This window comes from Bradyrhizobium denitrificans (assembly GCF_013179005.1).
GTDB classification, from domain to species: domain Bacteria; phylum Pseudomonadota; class Alphaproteobacteria; order Rhizobiales; family Xanthobacteraceae; genus Bradyrhizobium; species Bradyrhizobium denitrificans.
Map to the genome: position 1 here is coordinate 34,365 of NZ_JABFDP010000044.1, position 16,038 is coordinate 50,402.

Consider the following 16,038-nt stretch of genomic DNA (forward strand, 5'->3'; position numbering starts at 1 on the left):
GTGCTCTCGGCGCCCTTCATCCTGAGGCCAATCGCAACGACGCTCTTTATCGTCAGCCTCTTGCTGCTGGGAGCGATGGGTTATCGCATGCTGCCGGTGGCTCCGTTGCCGAGCGTGGACTATCCGACCATTCAAGTCGTCACATCTTTTCCAGGGGCCTCAGCGCAAGTGGTCGAGACCTCAATCACGACGCCATTGGAGCACTATTTCGGCATCATTGCCGGGCTTGAGCTGATGAACTCGACCAGCTCCTATGGCGTCAGCCAGATCACGCTGCAGTTCAATCTGGATCGCAACATCGACAGCGCTGCGCAGGACGTTCAGGCCGCTATCAATGCTGCGTCGGGCTGGTTGCCGACGAGCCTGCTGCCGAGTCCGCCAACATATCACCAGGTCAATCCTGCTGACACCCCCGTGCTGATCTTGGCGCTTACGTCTGACACGATGCCGCTTCATCAGGTCAACGACTACGCCATCACGGTTCTGGTTCCCAAACTGTCCCAGGTCTCCGGCGTGGGTCAGGTGACGGTCGAAGGCGGCCAGACCCGTGCGGTGCGATTACAAATCAATCCCACCCGAATCGCCGGACTCGGCATGTCGCTTGAGGATGTGCGGAGCGGCATTGCCGCGACTACGGTATCAAATCCTAAGGGGTCTCTGGATGGGCCGCGACAGTCCTTCCTGGTCGATGCCAACGATCAGCTCTTGGAAGCCGATAGCTATCAGGACGCCGTGATTGCTTATCGTAGTGGCGCGCCGGTCCATCTGCGCGATATCGGCCGCGCCGTCGACAGCGTCGAGGACGCCGAGCAGGCGGCTTGGTACATGGGCAGGCAGGCGGTGCTGCTCGAAATCCAGCGCCAGCCTGGCGCCAACACCATCCAGCTCGTTGACGCAGTGAAGGTAGTGCTGCCGTCATTGAGGGCAGCCCTGCCCGCCCAGGTGCGGGTGGATGTCGTCAGCGATCGCACCGCGACGATCCGCGCGGCGATCGGTGACGTGAAGTTCACGCTTATACTCACAGTGGTCCTGGTCGTCCTGGTCATTTTCCTGTTCCTGCGCAGGCTATGGGCGACAGTGATCCCAGGAATCGCTCTGCCGGTCTCGCTGATAGCGACCTTCGGCGCCATGGCGCTATGCGGGTTCAGCCTCAATAATCTATCCTTGATGGCGCTGACGATTGCGTCGGGCTTCGTGGTCGACGATGCGATTGTCATGATCGAGAACATCACGCGCCATGTCGAAGATGGAGAGGCCCCGCTTGCCGCGGCACTGAAAGGTGCGCGGCAGATCGGATTTACCATCGTCTCGCTGACCGTCTCGCTGATAGCTGTTTTCATACCGCTGCTGCTGATGGGCGGCGTGGTCGGTCGGTTGTTCCGCGAATTCGCAATCACGCTTTCGCTCGCGATCGTCATCTCGGCCATCGTCTCGCTCACGTTGACGCCGATGATGTGCGCTCAGCTGCTCCGCGCCGAGGATGAGCCAACATCCGGGCTGCTGCGCTGGACCGAGAGGGTCTTCGATATCTCTGCGAGAGTCTACGCCTCAACGCTGCACATCGTGCTACGACACCGGGCTGCGACCCTGCTATTCACGCTCGCGATGATGATCGCTGCCGCTGTGTTGTTCTCGGTCGTGCAAAAGGGCTTTATGCCTCAGCAGGACACTGGTCTTATCGTCGCTACGACGGATGCGCCTCAGGACGTTTCGTTTGTTAGGATGACAGAAATCCAGCGCGAACTGGCCAAGATCGTCCAGCGCGCTCCAGAGGTTGTTGCGGTCGAGAGCTTTGTGGGCGCCGGAGCTGTGAATGCGACGCTGAACAGCGGTCGGCTATACATCGATATTGGTTCACCCGAGCATCGGAACGCCTCGATCTGGACGGTCATGGAGCGGCTTCGCGAGTCGACGAAGGGTCTGCACGATGTCACGATGCATCTTCAGGCCGTGCAGGATCTGGTCATCGAGACGAGGGGAGCGCGAACACAATATCAGTATATGCTGCAGGACCTGGACAGTGGTGAGCTGAAGATATGGAGTGAGCGGCTTTTGGCGGCGTTGCGGGAACATCCGGAGTTCGCCGACGTGGCCAGTGACCGGCTGGACGACGGGATACAAATGGCTCTGACCATCGACCGCAAGGCCGCCGCGCGCTATGGCATAACCATGACCAACATTGACCAGACGTTGTACGACGCGTTCGGTCAACGCCAGATCGCAACCATCTATGGCCCGCTCACGCAGTACCGGGTCGTTCTCGAAGTAGATCCGACATTTCGCATCGGTGGTGATCTGCTCAACAATATCTACCTCAGCCCGGCCAGTGCCCAGTCGTCGACGCTCGACCAGCAGGCAGGCGGCATAAGCGCGAGCTTCACTGCTCCCTCATCGCAGATCCCGCTGTCGGCGGTCGCGCAGCTGGAGCGACAGCCGGCGCCGCTGCTCGTGGCACATCAGGGACTGTTCTCGGCGACAACGATCTCGTTCAACCTGGCTCACGGCGTGTCGCTCGGGCGCGCGATCGAGACGTTGCACCAGGCCGAACGCAGGATCGGTATGCCGCCATCCGTGACGACCAATCTGGCCGGCGCAGCCTCGGAATTCACGAAGTCGCTCCAGAGCGAACCGTGGCTGCTTTTGGCTGCTGTTGTGGCAGTCTACATCGTGCTGGGCATGCTCTATGAGAGCTACGTTCATCCGATCACCATACTTTCGACCCTGCCGTCGGCCGGCATTGGCGCTTTGCTCGCGCTGATGCTTTTGCAGCGCGAACTCGACTTGATTGCCCTCATCGGAATCGTGCTGCTCATTGGCATTGCCAAAAAGAATGCGATCATGATGGTGGATTTCGCGCTTGCGGCTGAGCGGGAGGAGGGGCTGTCGCCGTTTGAGGCCATTCGCAAGGCATGTATTCTGCGCTATCGTCCCATCATGATGACGACCGTAGCGGCGCTGTTCGGCGCGTTGCCGCTCGCGGTTGGGACTGGCACGGGCTCGGAGTTGCGGCAGCCGCTCGGTATCTCCATCGTCGGCGGCCTGATGCTTTCGCAGATCATTACGCTCTATACGACTCCCGTGATTTATCTGGCCTTTGCGTCTCTCGCTGAATTCGTGCGGAAGGCGACGTCGGCGGGTCGGGGAGCAGGCGCCGAAATCCTGCCATGAACATATCGACGCCGTTCATCGAGCGGCCGGTGGCGACATCGCTGCTCATGCTTGGTTTCGTCCTGCTGGGCGTCGTTGCGTTTGCTCAGTTGCCGATCGCCTCGCTGCCAAGCGTGGAGAGGCCAACCGTGGTCGTCAACGCGCCGTTCCCCGGTGCCAGCCCTGGCACGGTGGCCTCGGCGCTGACCCAGCCGCTCGGCCGCAGTATCAGCCTCATTCCCGGTGTCGCCGAGATGTATTCTACGAGCGAACTCGGTAGTGCGACAATCATCGTCCAGTTCGACCTGAAAAAGAGCCTTGATGCAGCATACGGAGCCGTTCAGGCTGCGATGAAGAACGCGGCGCCCGATCTACCCAAGGGACCGTGGCCGGCCTACGCCTTCAAGGCGAACCCCAACGGCTTCGCAGCGATCTCCCTGGCGATGACCTCTGATGTCGTGCCGATGACGGACGTCTACAATTACGCCGACAGCGTCGTGTCGCCGAAACTGTCGGAGCTGCCGGGAGTGGCGCGGGTCTATATCTACGGGGCCGACCGTCACGCGGTGCGGATCCAGGTGTCGCCGGATCTTTTAGCGACCATGAACTTGTCAATGGACCGTGTTCGACTGGCGATTGTTGCTGCTTCGCAGAACTTGCCAAAGGGATCGATCGCGGTCGACGGGCAGCGCTATGTGATAGAGGCCGAGGACCAGTTGCTATGGGCGGATGATTATCGAGACCTCATTGTAAGCTGGCGTAACGGCTCGCCGGTGCGGCTCGCCGATATCGCAAAGGTCAGCGACAGTGTCGTCAACAGTCGCCTTGCCGGTTGGTACGGCACTCAACGGGCGGTGATCCTCTATGTCTACAAGCAGCCAGACGCCAACATCGTGGCGACGGTCGATGCCATCAAGGCGATGATCCCGCAATTTCAGGCCTGGCTGCCGCCTTCCGTCAAACTGCGCACCGTCTACGATCGCACCACGCTGATCCGTGCCGCGGTTCACGACGTGGAGCATACGCTGCTGATTGCCGTGGTCCTGGTCGTCGTGATCATCTCAGTCTTCCTCAGGAGGCTCACGGCAACCCTGATTCCGGCCATAACAATTCCCGTGTCGCTGGCCGCGACGCTAGGAGCAATGTATCTGTTCAATTTTTCACTCGACAACCTGTCCCTGATGGCGTTGACGATTGCCACGGGCTTCGTGGTTGATGATGCCGTGATCGTCATCGAGAACATTATCCGGCGAATGGAACTCGGCGAAAGCGCGCTTGATGCCACAATTCGCGGCTCGCAGCAAATGGGCTTTACCGTTGTCTCGGTCACGGCGGCGCTGATGGCGGCGATGATCCCCGTGCTCTTCATGTCGGACATCGTGGGCCGCTATTTTCTGGAGTTTGGTGCAACGGTCGTGATCGCGATTGTGGCGTCGGCACTGATCTCGCTCTCTCTGACCCCGACACTCTGCAGTCGCTGGCTCGCTACGCGGGCCCAACCACAACCGTCCGTGTCGCGCATCGGCGCGGCGCTTGCACGAGGATATTGCTTCTGCCTCGATTGGTCGCTGCGCCATCGCGGCACGTTGCTGGCTGCGAGTGCGCTGGTCACGGGCGGGTCGGTCTGGCTCTACCTCGATCTTCCGAAGGCGTTTATGCCGACGCAAGACACTGGAGTCATGCTGGTTCGCATTGTTGCGCCATCAAGCATCTCTTTCGGTGCCATGGAAGAATGTCAGCGGGCGGTCGGCGAAGCGCTTCTGGAGGATCCGGCCGTCGCTGCTCTCAATTCGTACATCAGCGATAGCCCCAGGAGCGTCGGTCAGATGATAGTGGCGCTGAAGCCCCTAGAGTCGGGGCGGCCGCCGATCGAGCGCGTGATCGAGCGATTGCGCGACCGCGCGGGTACCATCAACGGCGTTCGTACGGTATTCGTACCCTTGCAGGATCTCAATGTCGGTGCGCAAGGCAGCGCAGCGCGCTACCAATACACGATGTTTGGCGTCGACGAGGATCAGGTGCATGGTGCCGCCGAGACGATGGCCCGGCGTATGAGGAACATCCCGAATCTCGTCGACATGGTGCCGGATTGGGAGACCGGGGGATTGCAGGCCGGCCTGACCATCAGCCGCACCCGCGCAGCTGCGCTCGGGGTCACGGCGAAGGGGATCGACAACGCCTTGAACGACGCATTCGGCCAGCGCCAGATCAATCTGCTCTACTATCCGACCAACTACGGCCGTGTAATCTATGAAATCCCTCCCGAACTGGCGACCGATCCGTCGATATTCGCGCGCCTGTATGTTCCGAGCGCGACCGGCGCGGTCGTGCCGCTCACCGCGCTGACAGTGCCCAAGCGCGCGCGGTCGGCGATGTGGATGCACCATAGCTCGCAGTTTCCGTCCCGGACGGTTTCGTTTGATGTCAAGTCGAATGGGTCCGTCAAGCAGCTACTGGATGCGATTCGGGCCGAAGAGGTGGCCGCCGGCTTTCCCGACGGAGTGAGAGCCGAATTCCGTGGTCTCGCGAAGGAAGTGGAAGCATCATCACAGCGCCAGATATCGCTGTTCGCGCTGGCTCTGATCACGATCTATGTGTTCCTCGGTATCCTCTATGAGAGCTATATCCACCCACTTACCATCCTGTCCACTTTGCCTTCGACTGCATTTGGAGCATTGCTCGCTCTCAAGATCACCTCGGTGCCGTTCTCGCTGATCACCACGATTGCCTGCATCCTGGTGGTTGGACTTGTCATGAAGAACGCGATCATGATGGTGGATTTCGCGCTCGACCTTCAGCGGACAAGTGATCTCCCTGCACGCGATGCCATCCGTCTCGCGGCGGCACAGCGGGTTCGTCCGATCGTAATGACCACGCTGACGGGGATTTTGAGCGCGATTCCGGTGGCAATCGGCACCGGCCCGGGCCACGAACTACGGCAGCCGCTCGGAATTGCAATTGTGGGCGGGCTGGCGGTGTCGCAGGCTCTAACACTGCTCACGACGCCGGTCGTGTTTATCGTGATGGACAGTATCAGCGGACTCATTCGAAGCCGGACGGTCGAAGCGAAGATGTCGCATCGAGATAAGTTCTCTACCGATAGATAGGGGATCGTATGACCTTCATCATGTGCCAGGGTATTATAATACCTTGATCATCGACACAGCATCAGCTTTCAACGCATAGTCGTCTAAACGTCGTCTTTCCGCACTGCGCCGGTTAAAGGGCGGGCAATAGGGCTCACCGGGCTTTCTCTCAACCCGTCCTCTGGATGCCATCTAACTGGATCTGCAATCCAGCGGTTTAGATCGGATTCATGCCAGCCCGAACCGTTGCTGCTGATTTTGAGCTGAGCCGGGAACGTGCCCTCGGCGATCTTGCGGTAGATGGTGGACCGGGACAGTCCGGTCCTGGCGAGGACGGTCTTTAGACGGATTATACGGTCTGGTTCGCGCATGGCCGAGCTGCCTCTCGCTCGCTGTTTCCGACGGCTCCTGAGACAGACAGGCCAAACAGTTTCGGGGACAAGAGGATTTCGAACGTTGGCGGGGGTGGCGTAGAGTCGGCGGCAAACAGGATGGGTCAAATTCCGATGCTCCGGCCTCTGCCGAGATCGAGGCCGTGGGCGAAAGCCAGTTCCTGCCCGAGCCGGCGGCCTNGGCCGTGGGCGAAAGCCAGTTCCTGCCCGAGCCGGCGGCCTGATTCGAACGCGACGCCAAGGTCGTTCTTGCGGCTGACGAGGATGGATTCCAGTTGCGGATCGCGTTCGAGGCCTTTAGCCATATCGCTCATCGCCGAGCGAGCGGCCTTATAGCCGGGCATGTCGCCCGCCTGATACAGGCGCTGACTACTGTGGTCGAGCTTGCGCCAGCGCTCCACAAAGAGGTCGGCGCGAAGAGCGGGATCGGTGCGCAGTTCGGTTTCAAGCTGGAGAGCTCGGACTGCGCGGCCGACCTGACCGCCGGACGCCTCGCGGGCCAGCTCGGGATTTTTTGTATAGGCGGCTTCAGCGTCGTGCGGGCCATAGGACCGCACCGCCTCAAAGGCTTGGCGGGCCTCATATAGCTCTTTCACCTGGTCTGGACTTGCCACGCCACCCGTTTCCTGCGCCGTAAAGATCGCATCCACGGCGCGGGCATGGCGCACCAGTGCCTGGGTCCGCACGCGACGCAGCTCCTTATCTGGGTCTTCCGCCGGCTTCCTTCCCGGCGCTTCGACGCCGCGTCGTTCGGCTGGCATACCGCTCGTTTCTCTTTCCGGAATTGCCGGCTCCGGCCTCCGCCGGCTATCCAGCCCGGGCACATCTGTAGGAGAGCGCAGGCCGTCGAATAGGTCGCGCAGCTTCTCGGGCACGACCTTGCGCACCATCTCGGCCACGCGCTCGCGGAAGCTGATCCCACGCCGCTGGGCGTAGCTCCGGACGGGATCAACACGGTCGTAGTCCGAGGCCATGTCCTTAGCGCGGTCGCGCGACAGGGCGCGGGCGAGCCGGTCCGCGTTGGCAAAATCGTCACGGCCATAATGCAGCTCCACGCCGTTGCGGTGCCTCGATAGGGCGACATAGCTGCCGTGGGCATCCATGCCGGGTGTCGCCAGCACATGGACGCGGTCGACCGTCAGGCCCTGCGCCTTGTGGATCGTCGCGGCATAGCCATGGTCGAACCGGCTGTAATCCTTTAGGTCGAAGCGCACGGATCGGCCATCGTCCGTATGCACGGCCATGGATTGCGCGCTGACTTGCTCGATGGTCCCGAGCGTGCCGTTCTTGACGCCGAGGCCGCGTTCGTTCTGCAGGAACATGACCCGGTCCCCGCTGGCAAAGTTTCTCGCGCCGCGCTCGACCGTCACCCCCACCTCGTCGCCGAGATCGCCCGCTGCCCGCATCCGCTCGCGCGCCGCCTCGTTCAGGATGCGGACCTCGTCGTTCGTGTGGGTCAGGATGATCCGGCTCCGATCCGGCGATGCCTGCCGGTCGCGATCCCAGTGATCGATCAGATCGCCGCGCGCCTGGTCGCGACTCTCGGCTTCATGCACCATGCCGTGGGCGCGGTACGCTTCAAGCGCGTGGCCCACCTTGCCAGTCGCCAGATCGCGTGTGGCGTCGCGCTGCCAGCCCTCCCGCTGACGGCGCACGTCGCCGATCTCGGCGCTGCCGTGACGCTCATGAATCGACCGGAACGCCGCGCCGGCTTCGATGGCCTGCAACTGTTGCGGATCACCGACCAGCACCACCTTGGCTCCAGCCTCGGCGGCATGGGACAACACGCGCTCGAGCTGTCGCGTGCCGACCATCCCCGCCTCGTCGATGACCAGCACATCGCTCGATTTGAGCAGGTCACGGCCCTGTTCCCAGCCATGCTCGAGGCTGGCAATCGTGCGCGAGGCAATGCCCGATCCGCGTGCCAGGTTTTCTGCGGCAATGCCGGACAGCGCCACGCCGCGGACCTCGAAGCCGGCTGCTTCCCAGGCCTCCCCCGCCACCCCCAGCATCGCGCTCTTTCCCGTCCCGGCATGGCCGACCACGACGCTGAGATCGCGCCCCTCAGTGACATGCGCCAATGCCTCGGCCTGCTCGGCCGACAGCACCAGGCCGCGCGCTCCCGCGCGCGCCAAAGCCGCCCTGCGGTCCGCGTCACGAACCTCATGGCGATCCCGGTGCGCCAGCAGCTCAGAAGCCCGGTGCAGGCGCTGTTCCGCCTCGATCATTCCGCGGGTGGTGAAGCGGTCCTCGCCGCGGGCGTCCTTGCCGAGTTCAATCAGATCGGGCGCTCCCTGCATCGCGCCCACCACCTGGTTGAACTGGTCGAGCCCGTCGCTGTGCCGGTGCGCGAACTTGGCCAGGTCGCGGCAGGTGAAGGTCGATTGCTGCCGGGTGATGGCCTCCAGCCCAAGGGAGGGATCGGCGATGATCCGTGCGCCATTGTTCCGCGCGATCTCGCGGTGCATCTGGGCGCGGTCGGCCCCGGCATCTTCGCCGGCGATACCCCGGACCTCGATCCGTTTCGCCGGCGCGCCGATCTGGCTTTGCGGCTCGAGCGCAATCCCCTGGGCTTCCAGACTGCGATGGTCGATCCGCGCATCGATGTCGAGCTCCGTCAGCCGCTCATTGGCGAGCTCGGCCCAGCGTTCACGCCAGCGCTCCACCAACTTGGTGCGGTTCCAGTCCCGGACCTTCTGGCCAAAGCCGTTCTTGTCGACCGCGCGCATTGTCAGCATGACATGAGCATGGGGCTTAGACATGCCGTCCTCACCCCTGTCCCAATGCACATTGAGGTCGGCGATCATGCCGAGACCGACGAACTCGCCGCGAACGAAGTCCCGAGCGAGCTCAATGCCCTGCGTCTCAGCCAGCTCGCGCGGAATGGCAAACTCGACCTCGCGGGCCAGCTGTGCATCTTTCCGGATTTCGAACGCTTCGACATCGTTCCAGAGCCGCTCCCGATCGCGCCAGGCTTGCTGCGCATTCTCCGGCATCATCACCTCGGAATGGACGACGCCGCGCTTGGCGGAGAAATCCTGATCACGGCCGAGCCGCTCGTCGCGCAGCCGCGAGCCAGACCGGTAGGCCGCTGATGCCACCGCACTGCTCCCGGCCTTCCGGCCGATGACCTTGACGTGAAGATGATAGATCGCCATCGCGACCAGAGCATCTACACAGCGAAGCGTACGTCGGCACGACGTATAAGCGCGCCCTCCCTCGAAAAAATCTCGGGAGGGATTATCCCGTCTCAGCTCGTCCTGACGACCTTACAGCATTCCGCCTGCCGCTTGGCTATCGTTTCTCCATCGAACTCATGGAGACGATGATGCGCAGACCTCGCGACCTTGATGCGGACCTGAAGGCACTCGAAGACAAGGCACGCGGGCTGAAAACTCGTAAAGTGCGCCAGCTCGGCGAGCTTGTCATCGCGACTGGCGCCGACACTCTCACCGCGGAAGAACTGGCCGGCGCGCTGCTTGTCTTGGCCGAGACGAAAGAGGCCGGAAAGAGGGAGGCATGGGCCAAGCGCGGCGCCGCGTTCTTTCAAAGCCGGACGCGGCGAATTGCACCAGCAACTGACCGCGACGGGGACGGCCCTTCGGCGCAACCGAGCGGCCCTCAACCGGCACCGAGCCGCAAGGGCGCGACATGATATGCGCACCTGGCAAGTCGAGCGCCGCAAGCGCACGCGGCATCTCATCGAACTCGGTGGCCTCGTCGTCAAGGCGGGCGTTGTTGACCTGACCGGTGACGACCGCGCCATCATCTACGGCGCGTTGCTCTGGATGGCCAAAAAGCTCCGAAGCGAAGAGCGCGAGAAGGCGTCGGCGCTCTGGACTGCAATGGGGAAAGAGGCGTTCGAGGACGGCCAAAGCGTTGGTGCCTCCGACGCCCAGGTCTAGCCTCCGAGCCATTCGTGCATTTTCTCGATCTTCGCCGAGCCGAAGCCGTGCGCGAGCGGCTCGGCTCAGGCGGACTATTTAATGAAGGCGAGCGGCACTTGAAGTGTATCCTCCCCGAGCTGGATCTCGGCGAGAGTGCTGGTCCTTGGAAGCTTGAAGACGTTCGATCAGACGACAGGTTGAGGGCGGCGTGCTAGCACCGGATGTGGAAATCGGATCAAGTCGACGTACGGCCCATGTTGGCTAGACTGACAGTCGCCGCGATGCGCCGCTCGTCCATGCCGTCGAGGGACGGGTCTACTGCTCGTCGCTGCACACAATAACGTGCGCTTGCGGTCGTGGCGGATTATCCATCGCCGGCAACCGACGAATGAGTGCACGGCCAGCGTCAACCAGTGGACAGGAATCGGATCGCGCGCCAACATAAGGCCATGAAGAAGATCGGGAAAAGCGACGTCATCGGGCAGCAGGGAATGTCCCTCATCGAGGGAATCATTCTCTCCATGGGATTCATGTTTTATCCAACCGGCGGCGTCGAAGCGGGCATCGACGGCTTCATCGAGCTGCGTGATGCCGAGACGGGCGAGGTGGGCAACCTGCTCCTGCAGGTCCAGGGCAAGGCGACCGAGCGCGAACGGCTTCAGGGGGAGAACGGGGAGACGTTCGAATTCCCCTGCGCCGACGCCGATATCGAATACTGGACCAGAGGCACGGCGCCCGTTCTCCTTATCGTCGTGGCTCTGAGGACGCGAAAGGGCTACTGGAAGTCGCTCAAGGAGTGGTTCGCGGATCCGGAACGACGCAAGTCACGCAAGGTCGTCTTCGACAAGAGGAAGGACGAGTTCACGCGGGAGGCCAAGGCCAGCCTGATCTCGGTCGCGACGGCGGTCCGTCCCGGGGCGTCGGGCCCGAGCGTCAAGAAAAGTGAGCAGATATTGGTGAACCTGCTGGAGGTCAAATTCGCGCCCCGGCTGTTCTGGGCGCCTACGTCCCACGGATCGGACAAGTCGTTCGGCGGAGCGCTCGGCGAGATAGTGAAGCCCTTCCCAGGAGAATGGATCGTCCGTTCGAAGTCGGTGCTGTGCTTCCATCCTCTGGACGAACATCCGTGGAAGAAGCTCTGCGACTGGGAGGCCATGGAGGAGTTCGACGCCACGGAGTGGGCGAATAGCGACGACGAGGACCGGCAGCGCGACTTCGTGGCTCTCCTCAACAGGGCGATCGGTGTGTTCGTCAGGCCGGACCTGTACCATGACCGCGACAGCCGCGTGTTCTTCTTCCGCAAGCCGAAGGATAGGGACAGCCTGAACTATGCCTACCGAAGCCTGCAGAACACCACTACCCGTCGCGTGGTAGGACCGTATGGCAAGAAGAAAAGCGATCCGAAGAAATTCGCCTATTGGCGGCACTCGGCCTTCCTGCATCGCTTCGTCCGGCTCGCCGGCAAATGGTACGCCGAAATCACGCCAACTTACCACTTCACGTCTAATGGACAGGATGCCGATGCCTACGCCGGCGAGCGGCTGAAGAAGATTAAGGAGATCGAGAACAACGCGGCCGTCATGGGGCAGTTCGTGATGTGGCGTGACTTCCTGACGACGCACGGTGCGGAGGACCTGTTGACGAAGACGTACCCGTTCCTTTCGTTCAGCGCGGTCGACGCACTCGAACTCGACGTCGGGGTGCCGGACGATCTTTGGAAGTCGCAGGAGACCGACCCCTCGTCTCCGTTGTTCGAATACGCCCTGGCGGGCGAAACGGTCGAGAACATCACGTGAGGCTCACCCATCTCACCGAACCGGACCTGGAGTTCGGACACGCGTTCCGTCATCCCGATATTCGTTTCGGCATCATGGACTACGGTCCGCTCGATTTTGGGATGGAGAGCGCGCCCAAGCGCATCAAGATGGGAGTCATCGGCAGCGCAGAGACGGTTGAAGGAACGGCGCGCTGGATCGAAAAATGCGCGAAGGGATTCGCCGCCAAGCAGAGCCGGCAACCGAACCTCTTCCCTTCGTTCCCTGGTGTCGATTTCGAGACCACGTTCAGATGTGAATTCGTGACTTCCGACGAGATCCAGCGCGTCCTTCCGGCGCGTGAGATCGCCCGCCTCGTAGCGATACCGGGCCAACGGGAGGTCACGCAGGCGATCGTGGGGACGATCACCAACGAGATCTCGGCCTTGGCAGAGCAGACGGCGAAGCCGGACGTCGTACTGATCGCGTTGTCGGTCGAAATCATCGAGCGGACCTACAACGCCCGTGACGTAGCAGGCGGCGAGGACGACGACGAGACCGAGGCGGGTACCGCGCTTGATTTCCGCGGCATGCTCAAGGCGTCGTGCATGCGCTTGAGGCTGCCGATTCAGCTTCTCTGGCCGACGACCTACGACCCCGCGATTAGGATCCCGCGCAAGCTGAAGGAAACCAGCGAACGCCTCACCCAGGACTCGACAACGATCGCTTGGAATCTGCTGACGGCGGCCTACTACAAAGCGGGCGGTTTGCCTTGGCGTCTGGCGCGCGACGCGCGTCAGCTCCGGACGTCGTTCGTTGGGCTGAGCTTCTATCGTTCGGTAGACGGCTCGCAGGTCCATACCAGCACCGCCCAGATGTTCGACGAGCGCGGAGAGGGGCTGATTCTGCGGGGTGGCCGCATGGTCGAAAGCGAGGAGGACCGCCGACCGCACCTGACTGCAATGGACGCTTATGAACTGCTGAAGGGTTCGCTGAAGGTGTTTCGGGCTCAGCACGGGCATTGGCCTGCTCGCGTGGTGCTCCACAAGACCTCGAAGTTCGACCGCAACGAGCTGGAGGGTTTTCACAAGGCGATAGATGAACGCGACATCGATTACGCGGATTTCGTCTGGATCCAGAAGTCGATGACCCGCCTCTATCGTCTCGGCATATACCCGCCGTTGCGGGGGACGCTGCTGCGCTTCGACAAGGATCAGGCGCTTCTCTACACCCGCGGCAGCGTCGACTTCTTTCGAACCTATCCTGGCATGTATGTGCCGCGTCCTCTGCAGTTGCGGTGCCAAGTCCAGGGACAGCCGTTGCAGCACGTGGCCGAAGAGACGCTTGCTCTCACGAAGATGAATTGGAGCAATACGCAGTTCGACAACGGCATGCTGATCACGATCGCTGCCGCAAAGCATGTGGGAGAGGTATTAAAATACGTGCCAGAAGGGCAAGAAATAGCGCCGAGATACAGTTTTTATATGTGATGATGACACGGTCGCTGTCCCATGCAGCGGGGCACGGTCGGTGACGTGACGATCTACGTCGACGTATACGTTGACCGGACCTCCTTCTGCTCCAACTTGTTTTCGATATCGTCGGCGACTTGAGATGGTTGAGAAGGCATCGGATTTCGATGGTCTCATCTCGGACGGCATGCGGTTGTCGCTGTCGCGTAAAATCTTTCACCGTTGCTGGTGTCCGCGACTATCCAACTGGCCGTCGTCGTGCGCGGTCGTGCGCTGTGACGCTCGGATGCTCGCATTGACGCCGCCAATCGCACAGACGAGTCTCGTTCTCGTCGAGTCGTTGCTGGCAGAGGAATCCATGAACTGTAAACGGCGAGAGAACGTCGAGTTAAAAGAGACACATGTCAATTCATCGGCGTCGGACATCGTACCGGTGCAGCCGATGCCATTTTCCCAGAAAATCACCTGCACGATCAACGAAGCGTGTGAAGCGACGAGCCTCGGGCGTACGAAGCTCTATGAGCTGATTGGGGACGGGCGCCTCGCGACGACAATCGTCGGGCGCCGGAGATTGGTGGTTGTCCGTTCACTTCTGTCGCTCCTTGAGCCGAATACCTCGGTGTGACGGTGCGCGGCTCAAGTGCGAGCGATTCGGCTTTCCGAGTTTTCTTCGTCGGCCGCTCATTTTAGGACCCGGCCGAGTTCCTTTATTCGATCTAGCTCACCCGCCCACCATTGCATCATGCGCATGCGGTCCCGCCAACACCCGGCTGAATGGTGAGGTGCCGTATATGAAAGCTCTAACAAACGCCCGCTGACTATTCAGACAGAATACTGCTTTCAGAAGACCCTATGAGGATGCGCAGATGCTTGCTAAATATCCGAGGTTCGTGCCTCACACGATCGAATGTTCCGACGGTATTTGAGAGGCCATTCACATGAGCGAGGATGGTGCGCTACACATTGTCAAGCTAAATCCGGAGCCGGAAGAGTATGTCGAAGCCGAAACCGCGTTTTTGCGAGCGATTGGCCTGTGCATAACTCAATGGGCATTCATCGACCGGATGCTGTTTCGTTTATTCAAGCAAGGCATCGGTGCGCCGACGCATCGTGCGGCGATTGTCTTCTATGACCAGCACTCAATCAACTCCCATTTCCGCCAAGTAGACGCGCTTTTGAGGGGGCTACTTGAAGACAAGGAGTACAACGATTTGCGCGAGCTATGGAAAGAGCTGCGCGAGAAAATTACCGACCTGCTGCCGACAAGAAACGTCATCGCCCATCAACCGGTGCGACGAATTGGAACCCACGATGGACAGAAGGCGGTGTACATCTACGGTATCTACGTGGAGCCGTACCAGCGTTTTCTCAAGAAAGATCCAAAGGGAATGAAGGGGAAGGCGGCGCTGGTTACGGAAGATTTGAACGCTCATGCAGAGGCCGTTGAGGAGTTGATGGTCCAGTTGATATCATTCAGTAAGATGGTCATTCGAACATTCACACGCTGATAGCTGGCGCTATGGAATTACTGCATGCCGAAGAACGATGAAGCTCAACAGAGGAGGAATCTCGTAAACGTTTCCCGGTTTGAAAGGCACTGGGAGCCCTTGGGAATCAACTTCTCGGACTTCTTTACATGTCGGCTTCGGGTGCAATATCGCGATCTAGACAAGAGCGTCACGACAACAGCGCGGCTCTTCCCGGGCGGCAGGGTGTATGTGTCAGAAGCGGAATGGTTCAATGCGGATGATCACTACACCGAATTTCTGGTTGATTTTCAAACCTATAAGCTAACGAAGCGACGGAGAGCTCTGCGCGTGTACGGCGGCGGCCCACGACCGCCGGCGGACAAGATGGGCGGTCCGTACGTTTACGACATTCGGCCGATCAAGAAGAAGCGACATCCCTGACCTATAGATGGCCATCGGTCTTTTCTGTAGGTCTAACCGAGCGCTCGCTTCGTGATCTGAGGGGGCCTTCAGGCTCGGATCTTAACGACACGCCCGAGTTCTTTCATCCGATCAAGTTCATCCGCCCACCACCGCATCATACGCACGCGCTCCTGCCAAAACTCGGCGGCATGGGTATAGGCGCCACGGATTTCATTCGCCTCCTGGTGGGCAAGCTGACGTTCGATCGCGTCCGCATGCCATTTGCCGCTCTCGTTGAGCAGAACCGAGGCTGTCGATCTGAGGCCGTGGACCGTGATTTCGGTCTTGTCGTAGCCGAGTCTTCGGAGCGCGGCGTTCAGTGTGTTGTTGACCTTGCCCCTTGGGCATAATCCAGTTTGAAGTTCGTTC

12 protein-coding genes are annotated in these 16,038 nt (G+C 60.8%); 9 read left to right on the forward strand and 3 right to left on the reverse strand.

The genetic code is table 11. The annotated features are described in order from the left end of the window. Together HL671_RS34465 and HL671_RS34470 are read left to right on the forward strand one after the other, a co-directional pair. Positions 1–3,168, forward strand: a complete 3,168-nt coding sequence (locus HL671_RS34465) for an efflux RND transporter permease subunit (protein ID WP_307768968.1) — start codon at positions 1–3, stop codon at positions 3,166–3,168. Continuing rightward, on the forward strand, positions 3,165–6,254 hold the full coding sequence (locus HL671_RS34470) for an efflux RND transporter permease subunit (protein ID WP_172242849.1): 3,090 nt from the start codon (positions 3,165–3,167) through the stop codon (positions 6,252–6,254). Before HL671_RS34465 ends, HL671_RS34470 begins: the two co-directional genes overlap by 4 nt. Positions 6,255–6,337: 83 nt before the next feature. Here the strand turns inward: HL671_RS34470 and HL671_RS34475 are convergent, their stop codons facing one another. Together HL671_RS34475 and traA are read right to left on the reverse strand one after the other, a co-directional pair. Further along, positions 6,338–6,604 carry a helix-turn-helix transcriptional regulator gene (locus HL671_RS34475; RefSeq protein WP_246579621.1) on the reverse strand — a complete coding sequence of 89 codons (267 nt, stop codon included), beginning with the start codon at positions 6,602–6,604 and terminating at the stop codon, positions 6,338–6,340. A gap of 125 nt (positions 6,605–6,729) precedes the next feature. After that, a complete protein-coding gene (gene traA, locus HL671_RS34480; RefSeq protein WP_172242852.1) occupies positions 6,730–9,783 on the reverse strand; it encodes a Ti-type conjugative transfer relaxase TraA in 3,054 nt (1,017 codons plus the stop codon). A gap of 170 nt (positions 9,784–9,953) precedes the next feature. Between traA and HL671_RS34485 the strand changes: the two genes are divergently transcribed. The 7 genes from HL671_RS34485 to HL671_RS34515 all read left to right on the forward strand — a co-directional run bounded on the left by HL671_RS34485 (position 9,954) and on the right by HL671_RS34515 (position 15,648). Then, entirely contained in the window at positions 9,954–10,280 is a 327-nt protein-coding gene (locus HL671_RS34485; RefSeq protein WP_172242879.1) for a conjugal transfer protein TraD, read from the forward strand. A gap of 1 nt (position 10,281) precedes the next feature. Then, positions 10,282–10,530 carry a conjugal transfer protein TraD gene (locus tag HL671_RS34490; protein WP_172242855.1) on the forward strand — a complete coding sequence of 83 codons (249 nt, stop codon included), beginning with the start codon at positions 10,282–10,284 and terminating at the stop codon, positions 10,528–10,530. A gap of 431 nt (positions 10,531–10,961) precedes the next feature. Beyond that, the gene (locus HL671_RS34495; protein ID WP_172242858.1) at positions 10,962–12,308 is read left to right on the forward strand and encodes a DUF4365 domain-containing protein; all 1,347 of its coding nucleotides are present in this window, start codon (positions 10,962–10,964) and stop codon (positions 12,306–12,308) included. Continuing rightward, positions 12,305–13,756: an argonaute/piwi family protein gene (locus HL671_RS34500; protein ID WP_172242861.1), complete on the forward strand. Its 1,452-nt coding sequence runs from the start codon at positions 12,305–12,307 to the stop codon at positions 13,754–13,756. The genes HL671_RS34495 and HL671_RS34500 overlap by 4 nt, the downstream gene beginning before the upstream one ends. Before the next feature lie 124 nt (positions 13,757–13,880). Further along, positions 13,881–14,363 carry a hypothetical protein gene (locus HL671_RS34505; RefSeq protein ID WP_172242864.1) on the forward strand — a complete coding sequence of 161 codons (483 nt, stop codon included), beginning with the start codon at positions 13,881–13,883 and terminating at the stop codon, positions 14,361–14,363. A gap of 313 nt (positions 14,364–14,676) precedes the next feature. After that, on the forward strand, positions 14,677–15,246 hold the full coding sequence (locus HL671_RS34510; protein ID WP_172242867.1) for a hypothetical protein: 570 nt from the start codon (positions 14,677–14,679) through the stop codon (positions 15,244–15,246). A gap of 24 nt (positions 15,247–15,270) precedes the next feature. Further along, complete coding sequence (locus HL671_RS34515; protein ID WP_172242870.1) at positions 15,271–15,648, forward strand: hypothetical protein; 378 nt, start codon at positions 15,271–15,273, stop codon at positions 15,646–15,648. Between the two features lie 68 nt (positions 15,649–15,716). Here the strand turns inward: HL671_RS34515 and HL671_RS34520 are convergent. After that, a partial coding sequence (locus HL671_RS34520) for a tyrosine-type recombinase/integrase (RefSeq protein WP_335341772.1) occupies positions 15,717–16,038 on the reverse strand: 322 nt, incomplete at its 5' end.